The sequence below is a fragment of the Metabacillus schmidteae genome, assembly GCF_903166545.1.
Taxonomy (GTDB): Bacteria; Bacillota; Bacilli; order Bacillales; family Bacillaceae; genus Metabacillus; species Metabacillus schmidteae.
Map to the genome: position 1 here is coordinate 904,462 of NZ_CAESCH010000001.1, position 25,568 is coordinate 930,029.

Here is a 25,568-nt window from a genome sequence, read left to right on the forward strand (position 1 = left end):
TCTATTTTGCACATAATTTTTAAAGGGTAATAGGTTACTTTCACCTATTAAATCGTAATAACAAGGAGGAACATTTAATGAACAATCGTTTTGAAGAAAAAGTCGTCTTAATTACAGGTGCAGGATCAGGCTTAGGTCAAGCCTCTGCTTTACAAATCGCAAAAGAAGGAGCAAAACTTTCTCTAGTTGATTTGAACTCTGCATCACTAGAAGAAACAAAATCAAAAATAGCTGAAGTTGCACCGAATGCAGAAGTGTTACTTATCACTGCTGATGTTTCAGATGAAAAGGCTGTAGAAAGCTATGTAAATGAAACAAAAGAGAAGTTTGGTAAAATCGATAGTTTCTTTAACAATGCAGGGATTGAAGGAAAACAAAACTTAACAGAAGATTATGGAATTGATGAATTTCAAAAAGTTGTTGCAATCAACTTAAATGGTGTATTTTATGGAATGAAATATGTTCTTAAAGTGATGAAAGAGCAAGGCTTTGGTTCAATTGTGAATACAGCATCTGTCGGTGGTATCCGCGGAGTAGGAAATCAATCTGGATATGCAGCAAGCAAACACGGAGTTGTTGGCTTAACGAAAAACTCCGGAATCGAATATGGTCAATTTGGAATTAGTATCAAAGCGATTGCACCAGGTGCGATTATGACACCGATGGTTGAGGGTTCTTTAAAACAAATTGATCCTGACAATTGGGAAGAAGTGGGGAAACAGTTTGTGGAACCAAACCCAATGAAACGTTTTGGTAAACCTGAAGAAGTAGGGTACCTGGTAGCTTTCCTTCTATCTGACCAAGCGAACTTTATCAATGCAACGGTTATTCCAATTGACGGTGGACAATCATATAAATATTGATAGGTAGAAAAAAAGCATGGGTATTCCGTGCTTTTTTTGATGTTATAAATTACACTTGCTAGTAGTAACGTATCTGAATATAAAAAGAGGATTAGGATGTTCATTTAATTAGAAACACTTCTCACTCTTAAAAACTATTAAAAAATAACCTTGACTATAAATTGCATATCAGTTATTATTAGGTTCTGCCACAAAAGGCATGAAGAAATAATATTTTAACATAATACTTTTTAAAAAATGTTGTTGACTTCATAAACTGTAGGTGGTATGATAAATACCTAGTCGCTACTGACTAATAAATGATCTTTGAAAACTAAACAAAACCAAGCGTGCCAACGTTAATTTCGATTAACAAAAAAACGTACTATATAGTACAAAATTTTATTATGAGCTACATCAAACACTTTATTGGAGAGTTTGATCCTGGCTCAGGACGAACGCTGGCGGCGTGCCTAATACATGCAAGTCGAGCGAATCTGAGGGAGCTTGCTCCCAACGATTAGCGGCGGACGGGTGAGTAACACGTGGGTAACCTGCCTGTAAGATTGGGATAACTCCGGGAAACCGGAGCTAATACCGGATAACATTTCGAACCGCATGGTTCGAAATTGAAAGACGGCGTCTAGCTGTCACTTACAGATGGACCCGCGGCGCATTAGCTAGTTGGTGAGGTAACGGCTCACCAAGGCGACGATGCGTAGCCGACCTGAGAGGGTGATCGGCCACACTGGGACTGAGACACGGCCCAGACTCCTACGGGAGGCAGCAGTAGGGAATCTTCCGCAATGGACGAAAGTCTGACGGAGCAACGCCGCGTGAACGATGAAGGCCTTCGGGTCGTAAAGTTCTGTTGTTAGGGAAGAACAAGTACCAGAGTAACTGCTGGTACCTTGACGGTACCTAACCAGAAAGCCACGGCTAACTACGTGCCAGCAGCCGCGGTAATACGTAGGTGGCAAGCGTTGTCCGGAATTATTGGGCGTAAAGCGCGCGCAGGCGGTTTCTTAAGTCTGATGTGAAAGCCCACGGCTCAACCGTGGAGGGTCATTGGAAACTGGGGAACTTGAGTGCAGAAGAGGAGAGTGGAATTCCACGTGTAGCGGTGAAATGCGTAGAGATGTGGAGGAACACCAGTGGCGAAGGCGACTCTCTGGTCTGTAACTGACGCTGAGGCGCGAAAGCGTGGGGAGCGAACAGGATTAGATACCCTGGTAGTCCACGCCGTAAACGATGAGTGCTAAGTGTTAGAGGGTTTCCGCCCTTTAGTGCTGCAGCAAACGCATTAAGCACTCCGCCTGGGGAGTACGGTCGCAAGACTGAAACTCAAAGGAATTGACGGGGGCTCGCACAAGCGGTGGAGCATGTGGTTTAATTCGAAGCAACGCGAAGAACCTTACCAGGTCTTGACATCCTTCGCTACTTCTAGAGATAGAAGGTTCCCCTTCGGGGGACGAAGTGACAGGTGGTGCATGGTTGTCGTCAGCTCGTGTCGTGAGATGTTGGGTTAAGTCCCGCAACGAGCGCAACCCTTGATCTTAGTTGCCAGCATTCAGTTGGGCACTCTAAGGTGACTGCCGGTGACAAACCGGAGGAAGGTGGGGATGACGTCAAATCATCATGCCCCTTATGACCTGGGCTACACACGTGCTACAATGGATGGTACAAAGGGCTGCAAGACTGCGAAGTCAAGCCAATCCCATAAAACCATTCTCAGTTCGGATTGCAGGCTGCAACTCGCCTGCATGAAGCCGGAATCGCTAGTAATCGCGGATCAGCATGCCGCGGTGAATACGTTCCCGGGCCTTGTACACACCGCCCGTCACACCACGAGAGTTTGTAACACCCGAAGTCGGTGGGGTAACCGTAAGGAGCCAGCCGCCTAAGGTGGGACAGATGATTGGGGTGAAGTCGTAACAAGGTAGCCGTATCGGAAGGTGCGGCTGGATCACCTCCTTTCTAAGGATATGAGGTACGCTTGGTATTTTGTTTAGTTTTGAGAGATCATTAGATCTTTCAATATATGTAATAAAACACATAGGATATGAATATCCTGTGCTTTATGTTCCTTGAAAACTAGATAACGATAACAATTCAAGTAATTCACTGAGTTTAAACGCTTAGTTTAGTGATTCTCTTATTAATGAAGTAAATGACATCTTCGATGTCGAAGGTTAAGTTAGTAAGGGCGCACGGTGGATGCCTTGGCACTAGGAGCCGATGAAGGACGGTACTAACACCGATATGCTTCGGGGAGCTGTAAGTAAGCTTTGATCCGGAGATTTCCGAATGGGGGAACCCACTGCTCGTAATGGAGTAGTATTTTTACCTGAATACATAGGGTAATAAAGGCAGACCCGGGGAACTGAAACATCTAAGTACCCGGAGGAAGAGAAAGCAAACGCGATTTCCTGAGTAGCGGCGAGCGAAACGGAATTAGCCCAAACCAAGAGGCTTGCCTCTTGGGGTTGTAGGACACTCTATACGGAGTTACAAAGGAACGGAGTAAATGAAGAGGTCTGGAAAGGCCCGTCAAAGAAGGTAACAACCCTGTAGTTGAAACTTCGTTCCCTCCAGAGTGGATCCTGAGTACGGCGGGACACGTGAAATCCCGTCGGAAGCAGGGAGGACCATCTCCCAAGGCTAAATACTCCCTAGTGACCGATAGTGAACCAGTACCGTGAGGGAAAGGTGAAAAGCACCCCGGAAGGGGAGTGAAAGAGATCCTGAAACCGTGTGCCTACAAGTAGTCAAAGCCCGTTAATGGGTAATGGCGTGCCTTTTGTAGAATGAACCGGCGAGTTACGATCCCGTGCAAGGTTAAGTTGATAAGACGGAGCCGCAGCGAAAGCGAGTCTGAATAGGGCGAAAGAGTACGTGGTCGTAGACCCGAAACCAGGTGATCTACCCATGTCCAGGGTGAAGTTCAGGTAACACTGAATGGAGGCCCGAACCCACGCACGTTGAAAAGTGCGGGGATGAGGTGTGGGTAGCGGAGAAATTCCAATCGAACTTGGAGATAGCTGGTTCTCTCCGAAATAGCTTTAGGGCTAGCCTTGAAATGAGAGTCTTGGAGGTAGAGCACTGATTGGACTAGGGGCCCCCATCGGGTTACCGAATTCAGTCAAACTCCGAATGCCAAAGACTTATGTTCAGGAGTCAGACTGCGAGTGATAAGATCCGTAGTCAAGAGGGAAACAGCCCAGACCACCAGCTAAGGTCCCAAAGTATACGTTAAGTGGAAAAGGATGTGGAGTTGCTTAGACAACCAGGATGTTGGCTTAGAAGCAGCCACCATTTAAAGAGTGCGTAATAGCTCACTGGTCGAGTGACTCTGCGCCGAAAATGTACCGGGGCTAAACGTATCACCGAAGCTGTGGATTGTTCTTACGAACAATGGTAGGAGAGCGTTCTAAGGGCTGTGAAGCGAGACCGGAAGGACTCGTGGAGCGCTTAGAAGTGAGAATGCCGGTATGAGTAGCGAAAGAGGGGTGAGAATCCCCTCCACCGAATGCCTAAGGTTTCCTGAGGAAGGCTCGTCCGCTCAGGGTTAGTCGGGACCTAAGCCGAGGCCGAAAGGCGTAGGCGATGGCCAACAGGTTGAAATTCCTGTACCACCTCCTCACCGTTTGAGCAATGGGGGGACGCAGAAGGATAGGGTAAGCGCGCTGTTGGATTAGCGCGTCCAAGCAGTTAGGCTGACAACGAGGCAAATCCCGTTGTCACATAAGCTGAGCTGTGATGGCGAGGGAACTATAGTACCGAAGTTCCTGATTCCACACTGCCAAGAAAAGCCTCTAGCGAGGTGAGAGGTGCCCGTACCGCAAACCGACACAGGTAGGCGAGGAGAGAATCCTAAGGTGAGCGAGAGAACTCTCGTTAAGGAACTCGGCAAAATGACCCCGTAACTTCGGGAGAAGGGGTGCTTTTTAGGGTGAATAGCCCGGAAAAGCCGCAGTGAATAGGCCCAGGCGACTGTTTAGCAAAAACACAGGTCTCTGCGAAGCCGCAAGGCGAAGTATAGGGGCTGACGCCTGCCCGGTGCTGGAAGGTTAAGGGGAGAGGTTAGCGCAAGCGAAGCTTTGAACCGAAGCCCCAGTAAACGGCGGCCGTAACTATAACGGTCCTAAGGTAGCGAAATTCCTTGTCGGGTAAGTTCCGACCCGCACGAAAGGCGTAACGATCTGGGCACTGTCTCAACGAGAGACTCGGTGAAATTATAGTACCTGTGAAGATGCAGGTTACCCGCGACAGGACGGAAAGACCCCGTGGAGCTTTACTGTAGCCTGATATTGAATTTTGGTACAGCTTGTACAGGATAGGTAGGAGCCTGAGAAGCCGGAGCGCTAGCTTCGGTGGAGGCGTCGGTGGGATACTACCCTGGCTGTATTGAAATTCTAACCCACAGCCCTGATCGGGCTGGGAGACAGTGTCAGGTGGGCAGTTTGACTGGGGCGGTCGCCTCCTAAAATGTAACGGAGGCGCCCAAAGGTTCCCTCAGAATGGTTGGAAATCATTCGTAGAGTGTAAAGGCACAAGGGAGCTTGACTGCGAGACCTACAAGTCGAGCAGGGACGAAAGTCGGGCTTAGTGATCCGGTGGTTCCGCATGGAAGGGCCATCGCTCAACGGATAAAAGCTACCCCGGGGATAACAGGCTTATCTCCCCCAAGAGTCCACATCGACGGGGAGGTTTGGCACCTCGATGTCGGCTCATCGCATCCTGGGGCTGTAGTCGGTCCCAAGGGTTGGGCTGTTCGCCCATTAAAGCGGTACGCGAGCTGGGTTCAGAACGTCGTGAGACAGTTCGGTCCCTATCCGTCGTGGGCGTAGGAAATTTGAGAGGAGCTGTCCTTAGTACGAGAGGACCGGGATGGACGCACCGCTGGTGTACCAGTTGTCTTGCCAAAGGCATAGCTGGGTAGCTATGTGCGGAAGGGATAAGTGCTGAAAGCATCTAAGCATGAAGCCCCCCTCAAGATGAGATTTCCCATCACATTAGTGAGTAAGATCCCTGAAAGATGATCAGGTTGATAGGTCAGAGGTGGAAGCGCGGTGACGTGTGGAGCTGACTGATACTAATCGATCGAGGACTTAACCAAATAAAAAGCGTAGGCTTAGTGAATTGAATTGTGAATCGTTATCTAGTTTTGAAGGAATATGTATTCTTTAATACTAAGTTAATAGTAATAGGGTTTCGAGGAACGAACAGTTCAAGGAATCGAATGAGGAGACACCGGAGCGTACTTCAGTACGTGAGGATGTTGACGAGTGAGATGACGCAGAAATGTGAAGTTCATCGGAAGCCGTAAACTATATTATTTGGTGATGATGGCGAAGAGGTCACACCCGTTCCCATGCCGAACACGGAAGTTAAGCTCTTCAGCGCCGATGGTAGTTGGGGGTTTCCCCCTGTGAGAGTAGGACGTCGCCAAGTAAGAAGAGGAAAAAGATCAGTAGAGATACTGGTCTTTTTTGTTTTAATTAAATAGTTATAAAAAACCGAAGGTTTTCCCGTAAAGAGGTAGAGACAAAATACATCTACTAGCCTGAGGCTTGGGAGAAGCAAGAAGATCAAGGAAGCGCCGAAAGAGAAGACCGGAATGTGCGCAGTTGGCACATGAGGATCTGAACGAACAAGCTGACGCGGAGATTCGCCGCTTATCGCAAGCCGAAATCCGAACACGGAAGTTAAGCTCTCAGCGCCGATGGTAGTTGGGGGTTTCCCCCTGTGAGAGTAGGACGTTGCCAAGTAAGAAGAGGGAAAAGATCAGTAGAGATACTGGTCATTTTTGTATGATATGAAGTTTACCTGATATGTAGATTTTTGATGAATTTTGTAGAATAGTAGATAAATTAAAATAATCGAAGATAAGTTGCTGAAAATCGAAGATAAAATGAAATAATCGTTGATAAATCTTCATAATCGAAGATAAATTAACATAACACCCTACTAATGAGCGCGCAGTTGGCACATGAGGATCTGAACGAACAAGTTGACGCGGAGATTCGCCGCTTATCGCAAGCCGAAATCTGAACACTGAAGTTAAGCTCTTCAGTGCCATAGTTGTGGGGATCCCCTTGTGAGATTAATACATTGCCTAATAAGAAGCGGAAAAAGGAAAGTAGAGATATATATTTCTTTTTTTATAAATGAAAATGATAAAATTGGGAGCATTTACAAATAATTTTAATGTCGGAAAATCTCAATGAGAATGGAGAATAAGAGAATATGACTCAAACCATTTACGAAAAGGTCGGAGGAGTAGAGGCTATCGCTAAGGTAGTGGATTACTTTTACTCAGAATTGGTATTGAAAGATGACACAGTTAACCATTTTTTCAAGAATATTGACATGAAAAAGCAACATAAACATCAGACAAAATTTATAAGTTTTGCTTTAGGTGGTCCTAATCAATACTCAGGTAATTCTATGGAAAAAGCACATCAAGGATTAAATATTCAACCAGATCATTTTGATAGTATAGTCAAACACCTACACGATGCTCTTTCTCATTTCGGTGTGGAGGAATTAGATATCAAGGTTGCATTAGAAAAAGTAGGATCCTTAAGGGATAACATAATTTACAAATAAACAGTAGTTACTTAGAGATTTATCGTAATGAGGCTATCTTACAAATGACCTAATAAATTATTACCTAAAACTGTTAATGAATTATTTTTATATAGGGTGGATCAGAGTTCTGACTAGGCAAAATGACGGGTCACTGTTACTAAATCAGTGACCCGTCATTTGTTTTACTATCCGAAATTATAAGATTTTATGGTTGATAAACAGACTAAGGTTTTTACCATTTGCATTTAGAATAAGCCTTAAAGATTAACCACATTCTGTTCTGACAATCCACGGCGTCGTTCGAGTTCTTCACTCATTTCTTTTCGCTGACCGTCAAGCTTATAGAACAATGTAGATATGATGATAAGCGCACAAATCACCAATGGTGTCCAAATAAAGCTGATTTCAATAAATTGAAGGGCAGTTGGTGTTTGGGCAGCATTTGGAACATATCCACCCATACTTAAAAGGAAACCAATAAATGCGCTTGCAAGTCCCATGCTTCCTTTTACGAAGAAGCCTTGGAAAGCTGCAATCATACCGGATATACTTCTGTTTTTCTTGTACTCAGAATAATCAATAACATCCGGCTGGATCGCGAATGTCGTACCAAAGATTCCATAAATGCCAAGACCGGTAACGGCTAGACCTGCAACGAGCAGTACAGCAGATGATTTTCCGAAATAAATCATTAGGTCTCCAATAATATAGATGGCAGTACTTAATAGCAGAACGTTTTTCTTTGGCATGATCTTTTGAAGCCATGGTAATAAAAACAGCATCGGCAATCCGGATAAAATTCCGAATAGTCCTACGAATGTCAGCCAATCAGTACGTCCCAGATTATATGTGAAATAATAAATGACAGTCGTATTTCTAATAACAAAAAGAGCAAAGTAAAGGAAATTTAAGATTAAGAAAATAAACGTTTGACCTGTCAATCCTTTTAAATCGTCTTTAATAGATGTTTTGCCAGGTTGAATTGATGGCGGAATAACTTCTTTTGTGCTCATAAAGGTATACACAAACAATATCATCGCTAATATACCGTAGAGTGTCATTGTAATTAGAAATCCTTTTTGTGTATCACCCTGTCCGAAGAACTCTACTAACGGCATAGTAATCGACATTACTAAAGCGGTTCCAATTAATGCGCAAATCATTCTGGTTGATACTAACCAGTTGCGTTCATGAAGATCTGAAGTTAATCTTGGAACAATTGTATTTAAAGGAATATTGACAACTGTATATGCTGTACATAGCAAAGTATACGTAACATAAGCCCAAATGAGTTTTCCATTCGCACTGAAATCAGGAACAATAAATGTCATCACCGTAAAGATTGCAAATGGAAGAGCTCCGATTAAAAAGTAAGGTCTACCTTGTCCCCATCTCGTGTTTGTTCGGTCAACCAAGATTCCCATGCCTGTATCTGTTAAGGCATCAATAATTTTTGTTACTAGCATGAGTGTGCCTGCAGCTGCAGCAGTGATACCGAAGACATCTGTATAAAAAAACATTAAATAAGAAGCCATTGTGCTGAAAACCAGGTTACAGCCTAAATCCCCAACACCATATCCGATTCTTTTTGTCCAATTTTTCATGGAAATCACATCCCTTTATTGGTAATTTCTTTTATACTTAGCTGTTGATTGCAGCAAGAGGTTCTGTTTTCGCTGCAATCAACTACAAGGTTTAGCTCTATTCATTTAAGAGAGAGCTGTCAACGTTTTCATATCTTGCTTTAAATTGTTATAAACTGATTTGTAAACTTTATAATAGTCATTATATTTTTTGTGATTCTCCTCATTAGGCATAATTTTTTCATCTAAAACCTGCCATTGCTTCACGTCTTCATAGTTTAGAAGTCCTGTACCAATTCCGGCCAGCATGACATCTCCCATATTTGCTTCAACATCATGGACAGGACAAACAACGGGGTAACCGGTCACATCTGCGAAGATTTGTCTCCATAGTGTTGACTTGGTGACACCACCTGCAAGCAGGATATATTCGCCTAGTTCTTCACCGGTTGCTTCCATGGCATCACGGAGTGAAAATGCAACAGCTTCTAAAAATGCCCGATAAATATGAGCCTTTGAATGAGCTAGGGAAAGTCCGACAATGGTTCCTTTTGCATCTGAATCCCAAATAGGGCTTCTTTCTCCCATAAAGTATGGAAGGACAATTAATCCCTCGCTGCCAGCCGGAATGTTCGCTGCTTGTTCATTTAGCACATCATAGGCATTTTTTCCACCGGCTTTTTCCTGCTCAATTTCAAATTGACACATGGTTTGACGGAACCATTTCACAATTGCTCCTGCTGTTGCTCCGCCTGCAAAATAGTAAGATAAGTTTTTTGCATCATAAAGGTAAGGCCAAACGATCAAATCTTTTCCTTTTACAGGTTTGTCAGAAATTAATGCTGCACACATGGAGGTTCCGATCGCTGCTGCGTAAATACCGGATTCAAAGACACCGAGACCGATATTTGCGGCACCACAGTCAATTCCGCTTGCGATAACCGGCATTCCTTCAGATAAACCGAGCTCTGCTGCAGCTTCTTTCGTTAATCCGCCAACAATATCCGTTGATTCTACGATCTTCTCCGGCATCATAGATAGAGGAATTCCCATTTTATCCATCATTTCTTTTGACCATGTTCTATTGTTCATATCGAAAATGCCGCCGATATTTCCTGCAGAGGAATAATCAATAGCAACTTCACCAGTTAGCTTATAAATGACATAATCATTTGGTGGGAGAAAGAGCTTGGTTTTCTTCCAGTTTTCCGGTTCGTTGTTTTTCATCCATAATATTTTTGTATATCCATAGTAAGGATCAGCGCCATTATGGGTGATTTCCAGCAGTTTTTCTTCTCCGATCGTATCTAAGACCCACTTTGTTTCTGCCTCTGCCCGGCGATCCATCCAGATCATACATGGACGAACAGGCTCCATTTGTTCATCAAGTGGAATCCCGGAACCTCCATAAAGACCGCTAATTGCAATTCCGTGAATTTTTTCGGCTGGAATTCCTGACTTTTGAACTGTATGTTTAATTGAAGCTTTGGCCGCTTGAAGCCATACATCAGGCCATTGCTCAGCCCATAAAGGCTTTGGAGTCAAGACATCATATTCTTGTAAGTCCTGCGCAATGAGGTTGCCATCTGTGTCCATTAAGATCGTTTTGGTACCAGATGTTCCGATATCTGTTCCGAGTAGGTAGTTCATAGTTAGTCTCCTTTATAACAAAAAAATCACATTCTATTAGTCTATTAAATAGCAGTAAAAGCTCCATCTATCACAAAGTCAGAACCTGTTGTAAAGCTGCTTGTGTCACCGGCAAGATACACACAGATTGATTGAAGTTCTTCAGGTTTACCCATACGTTTAAGCGGTGCCATTTCATTCCACTGTTGGATTAATGGTTGTAGGCTAGGAGAATTCAATGTAAGCTCAGTTCCGATATAGCCGGGGCTAATGCAATTCCCCCGTACCCCTCTAGTTGCCCATTCAACCGCCAGTGATTTTGTTAGCTGGATAACACCTGCTTTAGAAGCATTGTAAGAGCATTGCGGCTGTGGCACATTCACAATATGGCCGGACATAGAAGCCGTATTAATAATTGAACCGCCACCTTGCTTTAACATGACTTTTCCTGCTGCTTGTGCTGTTAAAAATACACCAGTTAAGTTAATATCAATGACTTTTTTCCACTGATCCAATGTCATCTCTTCTGCTGGAATGTTCATACAAATTCCTGCGTTACAGAAGGCAACATCTAAACGACCGAACGTATCAAGGATGACTTCAATCATATTGTCAACGTCTTCCTGTTTTGTTACATCTGCTTGAATTGCAATCGCTTTAATTTTATTGTTTTTTTCCAGCTCTTCAGCTGTCTTCTTTGCTTCATCTATATCTAAGTCAACGATCGCTAAATCTGCTCCTGCTTCAGCAAAAGCTGTTGCAACACTTTTACCAATACCTCTTGCACCACCCGTAACAAAAATTTTCTTTCCATCTAATCGCATTTTTTCGATAATACCCATTATTATTACTCCTCTCAAACTTACATAAATATATTTTGTAAAAACACTTTATAAAATTAATTTATATAATATATCCTTTTCCTGTCATAGTCAACAGGAACAAAATAAACAAATGGCAAGAAGTTTCTTGCCAAAGTTGTTTTTGGAGGAGTTTTTGTGATATATTTTAAGCATTAAAAGTGAAGTGTTTTTATAAAAATGTTTTATATAATGGGGTATTCTTATGGATCAGAGCATCACACTTAAAGATGTGAAAAGAAGCAATTATTCATCGATCTATCATCTTATCTATCAAAATGGAAAGCTTTCAAAACAAGAAATTGCGAATCAACTTCATTTGAGTTTACCAACAGTCACCCAAAATCTTGTTAGGTTAGAAAAGGAAAAGTTAATTGAAAAAAATGGACAGTTTGAATCTTCAGTCGGAAGACGAGCAACTGCCTATGCGATATGTCCTCAGGCCCGGGTCAGCATTGGTGTGGAAATTCAAAAGAAGAAAGTAAGAATATTAGCGATAGATTTACTAGGCGGTACATGTCAGAAAACAGAACTGCCGCTTACGTACTCGAATGAAGAGAGCTATTACAATGCATTAAGCTATGCTGTCCAATCCTTTATTGCTGATCTTAATGTAGAGAAAGAACAGGTACTCGGTATTGGTTTTGCTGTTCAAGCCCTTACTTCAATAGATGGACAAAGTATTACGTATGGAAAAATCTTAAACTCTACCGGTGTAAATATTGAGGTTATTTCGCAATATCTTGATTATCCATGCATGTTTGTACATGATGCTAAGGGAGCTGCAACAGCAGAGCTGTGGATGAGAAATGATATTGGAGACGCAGTCTATTTATCAATCGGAATGCATCTCGGTGGAGCAATTATTATGAATGGGCAAATTGAGATGGGGAAAGAGGGCCATAGCGGTACAGTTGAACATATGACGATAGATCCCAATGGTCCGGAGTGTTATTGCGGGAAAAAAGGATGTATGGAGACTTACTGCTCAGTTAACGCACTTTTAGAAGAAGATGAATCTTTAGATGGTTTCTTTCAACAACTTCGTTCAGGTTCACCTTCCTTTGTGGAAAGGTGGAACGCCTTTTTAGACCATCTTGCCTACTCTATCAATAATATTCATCTTGTCATTAACAGAGAATTTATTCTAGGTGGGCATATTTCACCTTATTTACAACAGAGTGATATAGATCTTTTGCATGAAATAATCAATGAAAAAACAGCTTTTCCAAGTAAAGACCCGTTCATCCATATTAGCCGTTCACCGGAAAATGGAGTTCCAATAGGTGCAGCAATTCCGTTTATTAAGGGGTTTTTGAGTGCGATATAATTGAGACTTCAACATTAGTTGAGGTCTTTTTTTGTACGTTCAGAAAATATAAAATTGGTGTCTAGCTCCAGCGCCTAGCCCCGAAGCACAGGACGTCGCGTTATTGATTGCCTCGAGGTCATAAGCCACTCAGGAATTGAAGACAAAGAACGTCTTCTATTCCTGAGCGGCTTATTTGCCCTAGGCTGACCAAGGCGCTTGCGCTTTTCTAATTAAATCTTACAACTAACGCAACTTTTCTGCAAAACAGTTGATTTTTCTTCCAAATGTATTACGATATACAAAGGGTCATTAGAAAGGATGTCAAAAATTGAGAAATAAAATCATACTAGGATCTATTGCTATCATAATAATTGGTGTTAGTTTGTATTTACTAAATCCTTCTAAAGATAATGGTGAATTAGCTGCTCGAGATTCAACTGCTGCGGAAGTGGAGACGATGGCTGAGGTAGACGGGGAGACCGAAGCAACTGAACCAGTTGGGGAGGCATTGAACCAAGAAGATGCCAAGAAACTAGTAGCCGATCAATTCGATTATTTCCAAGCAATCGTCAACGGTGCCTACTTTAAAAATGCAAGAAAAAATGGACCTCAAGATAATTATTCAGATAGTTGGGTGACAAATAGTGTAAAGGAAGAGCTGCATCAGAAGGCAATAGAAATTGATGAGCTTTTACCTGAACAAGCCAATGATTCTATAAGCCAAGATTTATTAGAAGTTTTAATACAGATTAACCAAGCTTCAAGTCCCGTAGAAAGTCAGAAAAATATTTATCGAGTTTACAAGACACTTCTTGAACTTCATGTCATTTTAAATGATTACACACTGGAAGAGGGAATGTTTGATCCTAAAGAGGATTGGAACCAGGTGTTCAATGAGACAGAGGAAGAGGAAGAAGTGAAAACTGAGGCTGAACTTCAGGTGGAACTTGAAAAAGCTGAAGCTGCAAATGCAGAAGTTGAAGCAGAGATAAGTGAGGAATAACTATATATGAGAAAAGGGTCTGACTTTTGTCAGACCCTTTTTAATCGATTTGCAAAAAAGGACATGCATCAAGCACATCCTTTTTTACTAGTTATTGTCCTTCGACCTCTACTTGATGATTTTCTTCCTCATCATTATTTGTAGTTCTCAGCGGAATTTCCTTTAAGAATAGCGTCACAATAAAGGCTAGACCAATGATTCCCGCACTAACAGTAAATACAGTTGTTAGTGATGTGTTTAACGCTTCTTTTAAGACTTGAATAAACTGTTCGAAGTATGGTACAGCCTCAGCTGGTAATTGTGACTGGATGCTTTGTAGTTTCTCAGAATCCATTAATACCTGCGGATTTTGCAGCTGTGCCATCGTTTCAGCCATTTCCGGCGGTGGAGTTGGAGCATTTTCTACTTGTGAGGTAGAAGATAGCTCATTTGCCATCTTATTTCCCATTACTGAACCAAGTAGTGCAACACCAACTGTTCCGCCGATTTGTCTAAATGTTTGCATAGCAGATGTTGCGACACCAAGGTACTTGTGACTTACCGCATTTTGAACAGTGATGTTAAAGACAGGCATGTTTACACCAAGACCTATTCCAACTACGATTAGCTGGAGAATCAATCTTGTTAATGAAGATTCCACCTCTAATGTGGAATTCAAAATTAAGCCAACTGCCATGATGATGAGACCGAGTAAAGCAAAAATTTTATATTTTCCTGTTTTTGTAATTAAGTTTCCAACAAGAATACTAGAGCTAACCATTGATATTGTCATGACCATCTCAACTAGACCGGAAACTGTTGCTGATTCTCCTTGTACACCTTGAACATAAAAGGGAACATACATAATTGTTCCAAACATTCCCATACCCATAAGCATTCCTGCTACATTCGAGACGGTGAAAATACTGTTTTTAAAAAGATAAAGTGGCAGGACAGGACTTTTTACTTTTAATTCAATAAAGATAAAGGCAAGTAAGGAGATAATTGTGATAGAAAATAAGCCTATAATTTGAAAAGATGCCCATTCAAATTTATCTCCGGCCCATGTAAAGCCCAGCAATAATGAAACAATTGTAATGGTTAACGTAATGGAGCCGAGAAAATCGATTGGTTCTTTTTCTTTCGCTTTTTGTGAAGGATATAGTTTTAAGATTAAAGCAAAAGCAAAAATACCAATTGGCAGGAACACCCAAAAAATCCAATGCCAGTCGAAATTATCAACAATATAACCACCAAGAGTTGGTCCGAATAAACTTGATAATCCAAACACTGCACCTAGTAATCCCTGCCATTTTCCACGTTCACGAGGGCTGAATAGGTCGCCGACGGTTGTAAACGCAGAAGACATGATCATACCGCCGCCGAATCCTTGAAGACCACGATACATAATAAGTTGAATAATATCTTCAGAAGTACCGCATAAAAATGCGCCGATCATAAAAATGCCAATCCCAATTAAAATGAAGATTTTCCTTCCATAAATATCCGATAGCTTACCAACTAACATCGCAGTTATCGTTGAAGTTAACATATAGACTGTGAAAACCCAGTCAAAGTACTCCATACCTCCGATTTGCGAGACGATTTTTGGCAAAGCTGTTCCAACAATTGTCATATTCACGGCAGCAAAAAACATCGCAGACATGATGGCAATCATAATCAGAACCTTTTGTCTGTTTTCCAAATGTTCCATAACATTCCTCCTATTTCCCCTTAAATGATAAAAAAATGAAGTATAATGACTTAGATGTAACGGTTATAGTTCTTCCTAAATCATGTAGAGATGCTCATAGATTCAGTTTTTCCAAATAAGTATGTATGCATCATAATACTTACGCAATTTTAGTAAAAGAACCAATTTTCATAACCCTTGAATACCGATACTAGAAAAGATTGTTCATGAAGTCAACTATTATTTTTATGAAATGAATAAAATTTTTGAGAATAGCTACACGAGCTTACTCTTTTTTCTACTATTAGAATATATATAAATATAAAAGGTAAAGAAGGATGGTGAATATGGAGGAAACGGATAAGCTGCGTGAACTCGAACAGAGAATCATTGAATTGGAACAACAGCTTGCACATTTTGAAAAGTTTCACTCAAATCATCTGGATGAAAATGATGTAAGAGTCGTAGTGGACAAGATACTCATGGAAAAAAAGATTGCATCACAAGAAGAAATTGATAGTAGAATCTCTCAAAGCCATCTACAGTTAATTAAATGGATTATCGGGACGGGAATTAGTATAGGGGCAGCTATTTTAGGGATGTTTCAATTCTTTTAACGAAACGAAGGAGAAACGCTTGCTTTAGAAGTAAAATCAAGCGTCTCCAATAGTTTATTCTTTATGAATTATCCGTAGTAATAGTAACCACGAAATGGACCATCATTATTATTAAGAACAGCTCCGCCAAGAAGACCTGCCCCAAAGCCTAATAGACCAGTTGTAAGTGGATTAAATCCATAACCATAACCGGGACCACCAAAGCCTGGTCCAAAACCTGGACCATAGCCGTAACCTGTGCCAGGATAGCCGCCACCACCGAAACCAGCACCTGGGTAACCATACTCTGCACCAGGATAGCCGTACCCTGCTCCCGGATAATTATAACCAGGGCTTCCAAAGCCTCCACCAAATCCAAAGCGATCAGTTCTATATCTCATGCTACCATCCTTCCCAAATGTTTTGATTTACTCTGTACTATATGTAAAGATCGGGAAAATGGGGAATATGTTGAGGAAGAATGGGCAACAGTCTTAGTTGGATGATTAAAGGTGTCTGAATTTGTAGAAAGAAAAAATGAATAAAACGAATGGAAAAGGTAATAAATTATAAAAAACCACTTGAAAAATCCCGGTTGGGGTTATATACTAATAAAGTAACTTTTTACGACTCATGTCGACTTAATTCGACAAAGATTTTTAAAAAATATGTTGAATTTTGAAAAAGTATCTGGTATAATTAATAACATGTTTTGCGGGTGTAGTTTAGTGGTAAAACCTCAGCCTTCCAAGCTGATGATGAGGGTTCGATTCCCTTCACCCGCTCCATACATATTGGTTACAACGCAGTGTCTCGTTTCTTAGATAAACGATGCATTGCGTTTTTTAATTTTACCCTGAAAAAGGAACCCAACATGTTTAAGAGTTCCTTCTTTGTTTTATACGATTTGATAAGAAGCTGTGCCGCCATGTATTTGTGTAAACATATTCGACAATGCTTGTAGTAGTTGATCAGCTTCACTGTGCTGCATGGATGGTTGTAAGTAAACGATGTGGAGTGCGTTTTTCGTAGAGTTAGAAACTGCAGATCTTTTTGAATCAACATAAGGACTACCAAAAGCACTTTCGCTATCAGCTGATACTAGTTTTTTCGTTAACTGAATTTCCCGTTCGTTAATAGCTATATAGGAATCTTCTTCAGATCCGATTTTTATTTTTACTTCACCTGAAAGCTTGTCTAAATCATAAATTCCTAATGGAATGCAATACTGTAGTGATAAAAAATTATTTAAATCTACCGCAGAATTAACAGGATGGAGAAAATGCTGTTTTTGAACGCGGCGATATAATGCCTCGTTGGATGGACGATATCGATTGGGATCTGTACCGATTGTTTTGAAAACTTCTCTCCATTCTGTAATCGCAGGAATCTCGGTGACTTTTTTATCTTCATAATCAAAGAAAAGAGATTCTTGAAATAACTGTAATCTCCCCTTTAACATTTGTGGGGAGTTTCCTACCTGGATATTTTGATAGTGCACAATACCTACTTTAAAATCAGGAATGAGTTGCTTTAATTCGTCTTGAACTGTAATTTCCATCATTTTATACCTCCACAACATAGTCTAGTTATTTTACCATAGTGTGTGTGGATGTTTCTGTAAATAAGTCTTATAAAAAGGGGGGAAGGCAATGAACAAAGCAATAGATCAACTGAAAAAAGAAGTCATCGAATACAGTAAGCAGATCGGAATTGATAAAATCGGGTTTACAACGGCAGATATGTTTGAAGAGCTAAAACAGCGTTTAGTGACACAACAGGAGCTCGGCTATCAATCAGGATTTGAAGAACCTGACATTGAAAAACGTGTAAATCCAATTAAACTTCTATCAAAGGCAAGCTCAATTATTTCCATTGCCTTGGCCTATCCTTCCAAAATGAAAAATGCGCCCAGAAGTACCAAGGAAGACCGACGGGGAATTTTTTGCCGTGCTTCATGGGGACAGGATTATCATGATGTGTTACGTGATCGTCTGGCTAAATTAGAAGCTTTTTTAAAAGAAAAGCTACCTGATGCCCAGATGAAATCCATGGTTGATACAGGCGAACTTTCTGATCGCGCTGTGGCGGAAAGAGCAGGAATTGGCTGGAGCGGAAAAAACTGTTCAATTATTACACCTGAATTTGGTTCTTATATCTATTTAGGAGAAATGATCACGAATATCCCATTTCCACCAGATCAACCGATAGAAGATCAATGTGGTAGCTGTACAAAATGTTTGGATATTTGTCCAACAGGAGCACTTGTCCAAGGTGGGCAGCTTGATTCTTCAAAGTGTATTGCTTTTCTCACTCAAACAAAAGGATTTCTCCCAGAACAATACCGAACAAAAATCGGTAACCGAATTTATGGCTGTGATACGTGTCAAACGATCTGCCCAGTAAATAAGGGGAAGGATTTTCATTTTCATGAAGAAATGGAGCCCGATCCTGAAATTGCGAAACCAAAGCTAAAGCCGTTATTAACAATTAGTAACCGCGAATTCAAGGAAAAGTTCGGTCATATCTCCGGATCTTGGCGAGGAAAGAAACCTCTGCAGCGAAATGCTATCCTGGCACTTGCTCATTATAAAGATACAACAGCTCTTGATGACTTAGTCCAAGTCATGCACAAGGATTCAAGACCTGTTTTAAGAGGAACCGCAGCATGGGCGATTGGAAAAATTGGTGAGATCAGAATGGAACCTGAACTAAGAAAGGCGCTTGAAAAAGAACAGGATGACGAGGTAAAACATGAAATTGAAAAAGGCTTGTCTTTTTTAGCTGAAAAAGCGGAAATATAAAGGTGGAATTCTACTGATGTTGTAGATGTTCTGCCTTTTTTATTTTTTGATATTTTACTGTATTGACTTGTTTGTTTTAAAAGGGTTCAATTTTTGGTAGTGTTTATTGCTTTTGAATATTATTTTTACTTTATAGTGGAATGGAGCGGAAGACACTCGACTCCTGCGGGAAGTAGAGGAAAGGCTGAGACCCCACAGGCGAAGCCGAGGGAGGCTCAGCTTCCTCCCCGGCGCATGGAGTGTCTGGAGCGCAATGGAACGAACTAATTCTTATCTATAACACTGTTTTTTAAAACCAAAGTATGCGAAAACACTCTTTCTAAAAGAAACACGACTATTTTCAAACCGTCCCTTCATATCCTGTAATAAATACAGAATATGGTGGTGACGAAAATGAAACAACAACTCACTGAAATAAATGAAGCAAAACTACAAATGCTCATAAACGCCAAACATATTAAAAATGAAAGAAACGATCAAGAACTCCAAGCCATAGAGAGAAAACTGCAATCTGCTCAAAAAAGAAAAACAGAAATAATCAAAGGAAACTCAAAGATTCAAATTATAAATCTTGATAATAGAACCGACCAATTAAAAGAAGCTATATACGCTTGTCACAATAAATGGTTACATAAGCAGAAGGATTACTTTTACTTGGAAGAACGAATCGAATATCGAAAAGCAAGCTTCTATCAAGATGAGCTTGTAGATGATCAGTTGGTAACATCTGAAGGAGATAGGGACATTTCGAATACTCCTTTATCTGATGAACTGAGAAAGAATGAATCAGATTTTATGTACGACCGAATGGCGGCTGTACAATATGCCGAGCGATGGTGGAATAGTTCAAATTCCCAATATAAAAACTTTGATGTAAACTGTACGAACTTTATTTCTCAATGCTTACATGCTGGCGGGGCTAAGATGAGAGGCTATCCGAATCGCTCAAATGGATGGTGGATGCAATCCAATAACTGGAGCTACAGCTGGACTGTTGCCCATTCCATGAAAACGTTCTTGTCTAATTCCACAACAGGTTTAAGAGCAGAAACCGTTTCATCTCCAGAACAGCTAATGCCTGGAGATGTTATTTGCTATGACTTTCAAGGTGATGGACGCTATGACCATACAACATTTGTTGTTGCGAAGGATGGAGAGAATATGCCATTAGTAAATGCACAAACTTATAATAGCAGAATGCGCTATTGGGCTTACGAAGACTCAACCGCCTACACACCAAATATCAAATATATATTTTTTCGGATTCTCGATGATACGAGTTCGAAGTAACAATGGTATAATGTCTAGTGGAATAAATTAAAAGGGGAGAACCCCCGTTTTTTACAGAAATAGATGAGGTGAAGAAATTGGCTTTACATGTCGTACTATATCAACCAGAGATTCCAGCAAATACTGGGAATATTGCACGTTCTTGTGCTGCAACAAATACAACATTACATCTAATCCGTCCACTCGGCTTTTCAACAGATGATAAAATGTTAAAAAGAGCTGGTTTGGATTATTGGGAATATGTGAATGTTGTGTACCATGATTCACTTGATGAATTATTTGAAAAATACGCATCAGGCGAATTTTTCTTCTTAACAAAATTCGGCCAACAGCCACATACAACGTTTGATTACAGTGATGTAGAAAAAGATTATTTCTTTGTATTCGGAAGAGAAACAACAGGCTTGCCAAAGGATTTAATCCAAGCAAACATGGACAAATGCCTGCGTCTTCCAATGACAGACAAAGTTCGTTCCTTAAATTTGTCAAATACGGCAGCCATCTTAATTTATGAAGCATTAAGACAACAAAACTATCCTGGTCTTACGTAAGAAAAAAACAAGGGAGATTCATTTGTCTGATCTTTTAAAAGATCAGACAAGTGAATCTCCCTATTTTTGTTCATTATTTTTTTACGCCCGGCTTAGACTCGTAACCAGCTGTAAAGATGGCTGTAAGGAATGCTAAGCTAACACCTAGAATAAGAATGAAACCCATCGGTTTACCCCCTTGAATTATTCAAAGTTAAGGATACCTATTATGTATAGTTTCCCTCTATAGCTCCTATTATTATAACCTAATCAGAAGTTGATGTGAATGCGTATCCAATTTTTTCATTAAGGAATTTATAAAATCTTTGTAATGTCCTTCATGATGGGGAAGAAAGACGAAAGTAGGAACCAGACCAAACGAAATGTCCTTCGTCATGTGGATGAAAGACAAAAAGGCGAACGAGATCAAAGGAAATGTCTTTCATCAGGTGGATGAAAGACAAAAAAAGGAACGAGATCAAAGGAAATGTCCTTCATAAGGTGGATGAAAGACAAAAAAAGAACGAGATCAAAGGAAATGTCCTTCATAAGGTGGATGAAAGACAAAAAGAAGAACGAGACCAAGCGAAATGTCCTTCATAAGGTGGATGAAAGACAAAAGAGGAACGAAATCAAAGGAAATGTCTTTCATAAGGTAGATGAAAGACAAAAAGGTGAACGAGATCAAGGAAATGTCCTTCATGAGGTGGATGAAAGACAAAAAGAAGGAACCACACCAAACGAAATGTCTTTCATCAGTCGGATGAAAGACAAATAAAGAACCAAGACCAATAAAATGTCCTTCCCAAGAGATGATCAACAATATAAATTCGTTCAGTTACTGAAAAAGATTCAACCTTTTTCCGTCCAATGAAGAATGTTAAAGGACATCCTCGCATAAAGTGTATTAAACTGCACGAGTTAGTCACAAGTACGACCAATGATGAAGGAGGTCCTTATGGATATCTTAAAAAAAATTGAAAAGTACAGGGAAGATGAACAGCGCTTAAAGTGGGAAGGAACCTTCGTGGAGTATTTAGATATTGTAAAAGAAAAACCATGGGTTGCCCAATCAGCACATTCCAGGGTTTACAATATGATAAAAGATGCTGGAATTGAAGAGGTTGATGGGAAACGTAAGTATAAGTTTTTTGATCATCAGTTATATGGATTAGAAGATGCTCTAGAAAGATTAGTGGAGGAATATTTCCATCCTGCCGCTAAACGATTAGATGTTAGAAAGCGGATTTTGCTCTTAATGGGTCCGGTAAGTGGTGGTAAGTCAACATTGGTGACGATGTTAAAAAGAGGGTTAGAAACTTATTCTTTAACAGATCGCGGTGCAGTGTATGCGATTAAAGGCTGTCCGATGCATGAAGATCCACTTCATTTAATTCCGCATCATTTACGTGAGGATTTTCATGAAGAGTATGGAATTCGAATTGAAGGAAACTTATCACCATTAAATGTGATGAGATTAGAGCAAGAATATGGCGGCCGTATTGAAGATGTTCGAGTGGAGCGTGTGTTCCTTTCAGAAGATAAGCGAACTGGGATCGGTACCTTCAGCCCATCAGATCCAAAATCACAGGATATTGCCGATCTAACAGGAAGCATTGACTTCTCAACAATTGCAGAATATGGTTCAGAGTCAGATCCTCGTGCCTACCGTTTTGATGGGGAGCTAAATAAAGCGAACCGCGGGATGATGGAATTCCAGGAGATGTTAAAATGTGATGAGAAGTTTTTATGGCATTTACTATCTCTTACACAGGAAGGTAATTTCAAAGCAGGTCGATTTGCGTTAATTTCAGCTGATGAGCTTATCGTGGCTCATACGAATGAAACGGAGTATCGCTCGTTTATATCGAATAAAAAGAATGAAGCCCTTCATTCGCGGATTATCGTTATGCCTGTTCCATACAATTTGAAGGTCACAGAAGAAGAGCGCATTTATGAAAAAATGATCTCTGAAAGTGATGTATCAGATGTTCATATTGCTCCACATACATTAAAAGTGGCTGCCATGTTCACAATCCTAACTCGCTTAAAAGAACCAAAGCGTGGAGATATCGATCTTGTGAAGAAAATGAGATTGTATGATGGTGAAAGTGTAGAAGGCTTTAATTCTGTTGATGTGAATGAGCTTAGAAAGGAATACAATGATGAGGGTATGTCCGGTATCGACCCGCGTTATGTCATTAACCGTATTTCATCTACGATCATTCGTAAAGAAGTTCCATCTATTAATGCCCTTGATGTATTACGAGCATTAAAAGAAGGTCTTGATCAGCATGCGTCTATTTCAAATGAAGATCGTGAAAGATATTTAAACTTCATTTCCGTAGCTCGTCAGCTTTATGATGAAATGGCGAAAAAAGAAGTTCAAAAAGCGTTTGTTTATTCATATGAAGAATCTGCTAAAACGCTTATGGACAATTATTTAGATAATGTAGAAGCGTACTGTAATAAAAATAAACTTCGTGATCCATTAACTGGTGAAGAAATGAATCCGGATGAAAAATTAATGAGATCCATCGAGGAGCAAATCGGTATTTCTGAAAATGCGAAAAAAGCATTCCGTGAAGAAATTTTAATCCGAATTTCAGCTTATGCTAGAAAAGGAAAAAGATTTGACTACAACTCACATGAGCGCTTACGTGAAGCGATTCAAAAGAAACTATTTGCAGATCTAAAAGATGTGGTGAAAATTACAACATCATCAAAAACGCCAGACGAGCAACAGCTTAAGAAAATCAATGAAGTTGTCGCACGCCTCATTGATGAGCATGGTTACAATTCAACGTCTGCAAATGATTTACTACGCTATGTAGGAAGCTTATTAAATAGATAAAAATGTCCAAAACCTCCCCTGCGGCTGGCATTCTATTGTCAGCTTTTCTTTTTTCAAAGGGTGAGGTTGGAAATGTCCAATGGCTGAAGTATGGATGAGAATGGTTGAAATATGATCTATAGTGGTTGATAAAGTAAGCGGTGTGGTTGAAATATAGCTCACTGGAGGATAAAAGTCCATTCATGGTTGATAAATTCCTCTCAATGATTGAAAAAACCAACGTGATGGTCGATATCTACATTTGAGTACACGTTTCACCTTTAAGACAAGCGGGTATTTACACACTAGAGGTGATCGTTCATGAAAAAAGTTGTAAACACAACGGTACGGAACCTAAAAGATCTAAAAGTACAATCAAAGATGATGGAAGTAATGAAAACGAATCAACAAGTAAAAGAAAATGGGGAAATTCCTGATCCGATTCAATATGATTCCACCAAAAAAGAGAGCTCAAACTAATAAATGAGGCTCTCTTTTTTACCTTGTCCAACATAGACCTGGGGACTTGTCTTATTTTTTAAGATTACCGTTTTATTTTCTAAATTATTTGTCAATAAATTAAATCTTTCGCATAGGATAGAGTAATCCACAGAAATCGGTGGAGCTAGTACTTCCTTTTTTATTCATCCACGTTAATGTATGCTGATGGTTTGAAAAATGTGACACTTTTAAAACAAAAAAACAACAAGCAACTAGTAGAAAATCTCAAAAAATTATTGGAGGGGGAACTGTTAATATGTCTAGTCAAGAACAAAACTTTGTTGTTTCACAAGAAGATTGGACCCTCCATCGCAAAGGCCATGATGATCAAACACGCCATCAAGAAAAAGTACAAGAAGCGATTCGTAACAACCTTCCAGATCTCATCACAGAAGAAAGTATCATTATGTCAAATGGGAAGGATGTTGTGAAAATCCCGATTCGTTCATTGGACGAATACAAAATCCGATATAACTATGATAAAAATAAGCATGTTGGCCAAGGCGATGGAGAGAGTCAGGTCGGTGATGTTGTAGCGAGAGATGGATCACAAGCAGATGCGAAGGGTCCTGGTAAAGGTCAGGGTGCAGGAGACCAGGCTGGAGATGATTACTATGAAGCTGAGGTTTCCATATTAGAATTGGAGGCTGCCCTTTTTAAAGAGCTGGAGCTTCCGAATTTAAAACAAAAAGAGCGAGACAATATTGTCATTGAAAATATCGAATTTAATGATATTAGACGTACCGGGTTAATGGGCAATGTTGATAAAAAACGGACAATGCTTTCCGCCTATAAACGTAATGCGATGGCTGGAAAATCTAAATTTCATCCAATTTATCCTGAGGACTTAAAATTTAAAACTTGGAATGAAGTGGTGAAGCCTGAGTCTAAAGCCGTTGTTATTGCGATGATGGATACAAGCGGATCGATGGGCCTTTGGGAAAAATATATGGCTCGAAGCTTTTTCTTCTGGATGACAAGATTCCTGCGCACAAAGTATGAAAAGGTTGACATTGAATTTATTGCTCATCATACGGAAGCGAAAGTTGTTTCGGAAGAGGATTTCTTTTCAAAAGGAGAAAGCGGCGGGACCATTTGTTCTTCAGCTTACCGAAAAGCGCTTGAGATTATTGAAGAGAAATATAATCCATCAAGATATAATATTTATCCTTTCCATTTTTCAGATGGTGATAATTTAACTTCTGATAACGCACGTTGTGTCAAACTTGTTGGAGAACTCATGAAGGTTTCAAATATCTTTGGCTATGGTGAAGTAAACCAATACAATCGTCACTCAACCCTAATGTCCGCATATAAAAATATTAATGATGAGAATTTCCGCTATTATATCCTCAAACAAAAAGCAGATGTTTTCCAAGCGATGAAAAGTTTCTTTAGAAAAGATGAAAATAAACTGTATGCTTAACAAGTAAGCCTCAAATAATATTGGGGCTTCTTCTTTGTGGAAAATCATTGTATTCGATGAGCAGGATTGATGGGGAATATTGATAAAAAATCG

The 25,568-nt window shown here is 40.3% G+C and carries 19 protein-coding genes, 1 tRNA gene and 3 rRNA genes; 16 read left to right on the forward strand and 7 right to left on the reverse strand.

The window, feature by feature from the left end; all coding sequences use genetic code 11:
• Positions 1-77 precede the first annotated feature (77 nt).
• From HWV59_RS04415 to rrf, 4 genes are all read left to right on the forward strand, one after another.
• A complete protein-coding gene (locus HWV59_RS04415) occupies positions 78-863 on the forward strand; it encodes an SDR family oxidoreductase (RefSeq protein WP_175638171.1) in 786 nt (261 codons plus the stop codon).
• A 405-nt stretch (positions 864-1,268) separates the two neighbouring features.
• Positions 1,269-2,819: ribosomal RNA gene (locus HWV59_RS04420) — 16S ribosomal RNA — on the forward strand.
• A gap of 213 nt (positions 2,820-3,032) precedes the next feature.
• Positions 3,033-5,961, forward strand: a 23S ribosomal RNA gene (locus HWV59_RS04425).
• Positions 5,962-6,180: 219 nt separating this feature from the next.
• A 5S ribosomal RNA gene (rrf, locus tag HWV59_RS04430) occupies positions 6,181-6,296 on the forward strand.
• Together the 16S, 23S and 5S rRNA genes form the textbook arrangement of a ribosomal RNA operon.
• 349 nt (positions 6,297-6,645) lie before the next feature.
• Here the strand turns inward: rrf and HWV59_RS04435 are convergent.
• Positions 6,646-6,924, reverse strand: a complete 279-nt coding sequence (locus tag HWV59_RS04435; RefSeq protein ID WP_175638172.1) for a hypothetical protein — start codon at positions 6,922-6,924, stop codon at positions 6,646-6,648.
• Positions 6,925-7,091: 167 nt separating this feature from the next.
• Between HWV59_RS04435 and HWV59_RS04440 the strand changes: the two genes are divergently transcribed.
• Positions 7,092-7,454, forward strand: coding sequence for a group I truncated hemoglobin (locus tag HWV59_RS04440; RefSeq protein ID WP_175638173.1), 363 nt, complete (start codon positions 7,092-7,094; stop codon positions 7,452-7,454).
• 239 nt (positions 7,455-7,693) lie between these two features.
• Here the strand turns inward: HWV59_RS04440 and HWV59_RS04445 are convergent, their stop codons facing one another.
• From HWV59_RS04445 to HWV59_RS04455, 3 genes are all read right to left on the reverse strand, one after another.
• The gene (locus HWV59_RS04445) at positions 7,694-9,040 is read right to left on the reverse strand and encodes an MFS transporter (protein WP_175638174.1); all 1,347 of its coding nucleotides are present in this window, start codon (positions 9,038-9,040) and stop codon (positions 7,694-7,696) included.
• Between the two features lie 105 nt (positions 9,041-9,145).
• Complete coding sequence (locus tag HWV59_RS04450) at positions 9,146-10,669, reverse strand: FGGY-family carbohydrate kinase (protein ID WP_175638175.1); 1,524 nt, start codon at positions 10,667-10,669, stop codon at positions 9,146-9,148.
• 44 nt (positions 10,670-10,713) lie between these two features.
• Entirely contained in the window at positions 10,714-11,490 is a 777-nt protein-coding gene (locus HWV59_RS04455; RefSeq protein ID WP_175638176.1) for an SDR family oxidoreductase, read from the reverse strand.
• A gap of 223 nt (positions 11,491-11,713) precedes the next feature.
• On the opposite strand from HWV59_RS04455, the gene HWV59_RS04460 reads away from it, so the two are divergent.
• Together HWV59_RS04460 and HWV59_RS04465 are read left to right on the forward strand one after the other, a co-directional pair.
• A complete protein-coding gene (locus HWV59_RS04460; RefSeq protein WP_102228166.1) occupies positions 11,714-12,838 on the forward strand; it encodes an ROK family transcriptional regulator in 1,125 nt (374 codons plus the stop codon).
• A 310-nt stretch (positions 12,839-13,148) separates the two neighbouring features.
• On the forward strand, positions 13,149-13,823 hold the full coding sequence (locus tag HWV59_RS04465) for a hypothetical protein (protein WP_102228167.1): 675 nt from the start codon (positions 13,149-13,151) through the stop codon (positions 13,821-13,823).
• 91 nt (positions 13,824-13,914) lie between these two features.
• On the opposite strand, the gene HWV59_RS04470 is transcribed toward HWV59_RS04465, so the two are convergent.
• Positions 13,915-15,516: an MDR family MFS transporter gene (locus HWV59_RS04470; RefSeq protein WP_175638177.1), complete on the reverse strand. Its 1,602-nt coding sequence runs from the start codon at positions 15,514-15,516 to the stop codon at positions 13,915-13,917.
• Positions 15,517-15,842: 326 nt separating this feature from the next.
• On the opposite strand from HWV59_RS04470, the gene HWV59_RS04475 reads away from it, so the two are divergent.
• Entirely contained in the window at positions 15,843-16,112 is a 270-nt protein-coding gene (locus tag HWV59_RS04475; protein WP_102228169.1) for a hypothetical protein, read from the forward strand.
• Between the two features lie 68 nt (positions 16,113-16,180).
• On the opposite strand, the gene HWV59_RS04480 is transcribed toward HWV59_RS04475, so the two are convergent.
• Entirely contained in the window at positions 16,181-16,492 is a 312-nt protein-coding gene (locus HWV59_RS04480) for a hypothetical protein (RefSeq protein WP_175638178.1), read from the reverse strand.
• 313 nt (positions 16,493-16,805) lie between these two features.
• Here HWV59_RS04480 and HWV59_RS04485 point away from each other — a divergent pair.
• Positions 16,806-16,879: transfer RNA gene (locus HWV59_RS04485), tRNA-Gly, on the forward strand.
• 110 nt (positions 16,880-16,989) lie between these two features.
• Here HWV59_RS04485 and HWV59_RS04490 read toward each other — a convergent pair.
• Entirely contained in the window at positions 16,990-17,652 is a 663-nt protein-coding gene (locus HWV59_RS04490; protein ID WP_175639977.1) for a B3/B4 domain-containing protein, read from the reverse strand.
• A gap of 91 nt (positions 17,653-17,743) precedes the next feature.
• On the opposite strand from HWV59_RS04490, the gene queG reads away from it, so the two are divergent.
• The 7 genes from queG to yhbH all read left to right on the forward strand — a co-directional run bounded on the left by queG (position 17,744) and on the right by yhbH (position 25,475).
• Positions 17,744-18,895: a tRNA epoxyqueuosine(34) reductase QueG gene (queG, locus tag HWV59_RS04495; RefSeq protein ID WP_175638179.1), complete on the forward strand. Its 1,152-nt coding sequence runs from the start codon at positions 17,744-17,746 to the stop codon at positions 18,893-18,895.
• 393 nt (positions 18,896-19,288) lie between these two features.
• Positions 19,289-20,185, forward strand: a complete 897-nt coding sequence (locus HWV59_RS04500) for an amidase domain-containing protein (RefSeq protein WP_175638180.1) — start codon at positions 19,289-19,291, stop codon at positions 20,183-20,185.
• A gap of 68 nt (positions 20,186-20,253) precedes the next feature.
• The gene (gene trmL, locus HWV59_RS04505; protein ID WP_102228173.1) at positions 20,254-20,736 is read left to right on the forward strand and encodes a tRNA (uridine(34)/cytosine(34)/5-carboxymethylaminomethyluridine(34)-2'-O)-methyltransferase TrmL; all 483 of its coding nucleotides are present in this window, start codon (positions 20,254-20,256) and stop codon (positions 20,734-20,736) included.
• A 517-nt stretch (positions 20,737-21,253) separates the two neighbouring features.
• Positions 21,254-21,493 (forward strand): hypothetical protein, encoded by a 240-nt coding sequence (locus tag HWV59_RS04510; protein WP_175638181.1) that lies wholly within the window; start codon positions 21,254-21,256, stop codon positions 21,491-21,493.
• Positions 21,494-21,673: 180 nt separating this feature from the next.
• The gene (locus tag HWV59_RS04515) at positions 21,674-23,569 is read left to right on the forward strand and encodes a PrkA family serine protein kinase (RefSeq protein WP_102228175.1); all 1,896 of its coding nucleotides are present in this window, start codon (positions 21,674-21,676) and stop codon (positions 23,567-23,569) included.
• A 300-nt stretch (positions 23,570-23,869) separates the two neighbouring features.
• Entirely contained in the window at positions 23,870-24,028 is a 159-nt protein-coding gene (locus tag HWV59_RS04520; protein WP_175638182.1) for a hypothetical protein, read from the forward strand.
• A 277-nt stretch (positions 24,029-24,305) separates the two neighbouring features.
• On the forward strand, positions 24,306-25,475 hold the full coding sequence (gene yhbH, locus HWV59_RS04525) for a sporulation protein YhbH (RefSeq protein WP_102228176.1): 1,170 nt from the start codon (positions 24,306-24,308) through the stop codon (positions 25,473-25,475).
• Positions 25,476-25,568: the final 93 nt, after the last annotated feature.

Bases quoted from the DNA above. Each gene is read 5' to 3' on its own strand.
- HWV59_RS04415 (WP_175638171.1), top strand. From the start codon at position 78: ATGAACAATCGTTTTGAAGAAAAAGTCGTCTTAATTACAGGTGCAGGA.
- HWV59_RS04435 (WP_175638172.1), bottom strand. From the start codon at position 6,924: ATGGCACTGAAGAGCTTAACTTCAGTGTTCAGATTTCGGCTTGCGATA.
- HWV59_RS04440 (WP_175638173.1), top strand. From the start codon at position 7,092: ATGACTCAAACCATTTACGAAAAGGTCGGAGGAGTAGAGGCTATCGCT.
- HWV59_RS04445 (WP_175638174.1), bottom strand. From the start codon at position 9,040: ATGAAAAATTGGACAAAAAGAATCGGATATGGTGTTGGGGATTTAGGC.
- HWV59_RS04450 (WP_175638175.1), bottom strand. From the start codon at position 10,669: ATGAACTACCTACTCGGAACAGATATCGGAACATCTGGTACCAAAACG.
- HWV59_RS04455 (WP_175638176.1), bottom strand. From the start codon at position 11,490: ATGGGTATTATCGAAAAAATGCGATTAGATGGAAAGAAAATTTTTGTT.
- HWV59_RS04460 (WP_102228166.1), top strand. From the start codon at position 11,714: ATGGATCAGAGCATCACACTTAAAGATGTGAAAAGAAGCAATTATTCA.
- HWV59_RS04470 (WP_175638177.1), bottom strand. From the start codon at position 15,516: ATGGAACATTTGGAAAACAGACAAAAGGTTCTGATTATGATTGCCATC.
- HWV59_RS04475 (WP_102228169.1), top strand. From the start codon at position 15,843: ATGGAGGAAACGGATAAGCTGCGTGAACTCGAACAGAGAATCATTGAA.
- HWV59_RS04480 (WP_175638178.1), bottom strand. From the start codon at position 16,492: ATGAGATATAGAACTGATCGCTTTGGATTTGGTGGAGGCTTTGGAAGC.
- HWV59_RS04490 (WP_175639977.1), bottom strand. From the start codon at position 17,652: ATGGAAATTACAGTTCAAGACGAATTAAAGCAACTCATTCCTGATTTT.
- queG (WP_175638179.1), top strand. From the start codon at position 17,744: ATGAACAAAGCAATAGATCAACTGAAAAAAGAAGTCATCGAATACAGT.
- HWV59_RS04500 (WP_175638180.1), top strand. From the start codon at position 19,289: ATGAAACAACAACTCACTGAAATAAATGAAGCAAAACTACAAATGCTC.
- HWV59_RS04510 (WP_175638181.1), top strand. From the start codon at position 21,254: ATGTCCTTCATAAGGTGGATGAAAGACAAAAAGAAGAACGAGACCAAG.
- HWV59_RS04515 (WP_102228175.1), top strand. From the start codon at position 21,674: ATGGATATCTTAAAAAAAATTGAAAAGTACAGGGAAGATGAACAGCGC.
- HWV59_RS04520 (WP_175638182.1), top strand. From the start codon at position 23,870: ATGAAAAAAGTTGTAAACACAACGGTACGGAACCTAAAAGATCTAAAA.
- yhbH (WP_102228176.1), top strand. From the start codon at position 24,306: ATGTCTAGTCAAGAACAAAACTTTGTTGTTTCACAAGAAGATTGGACC.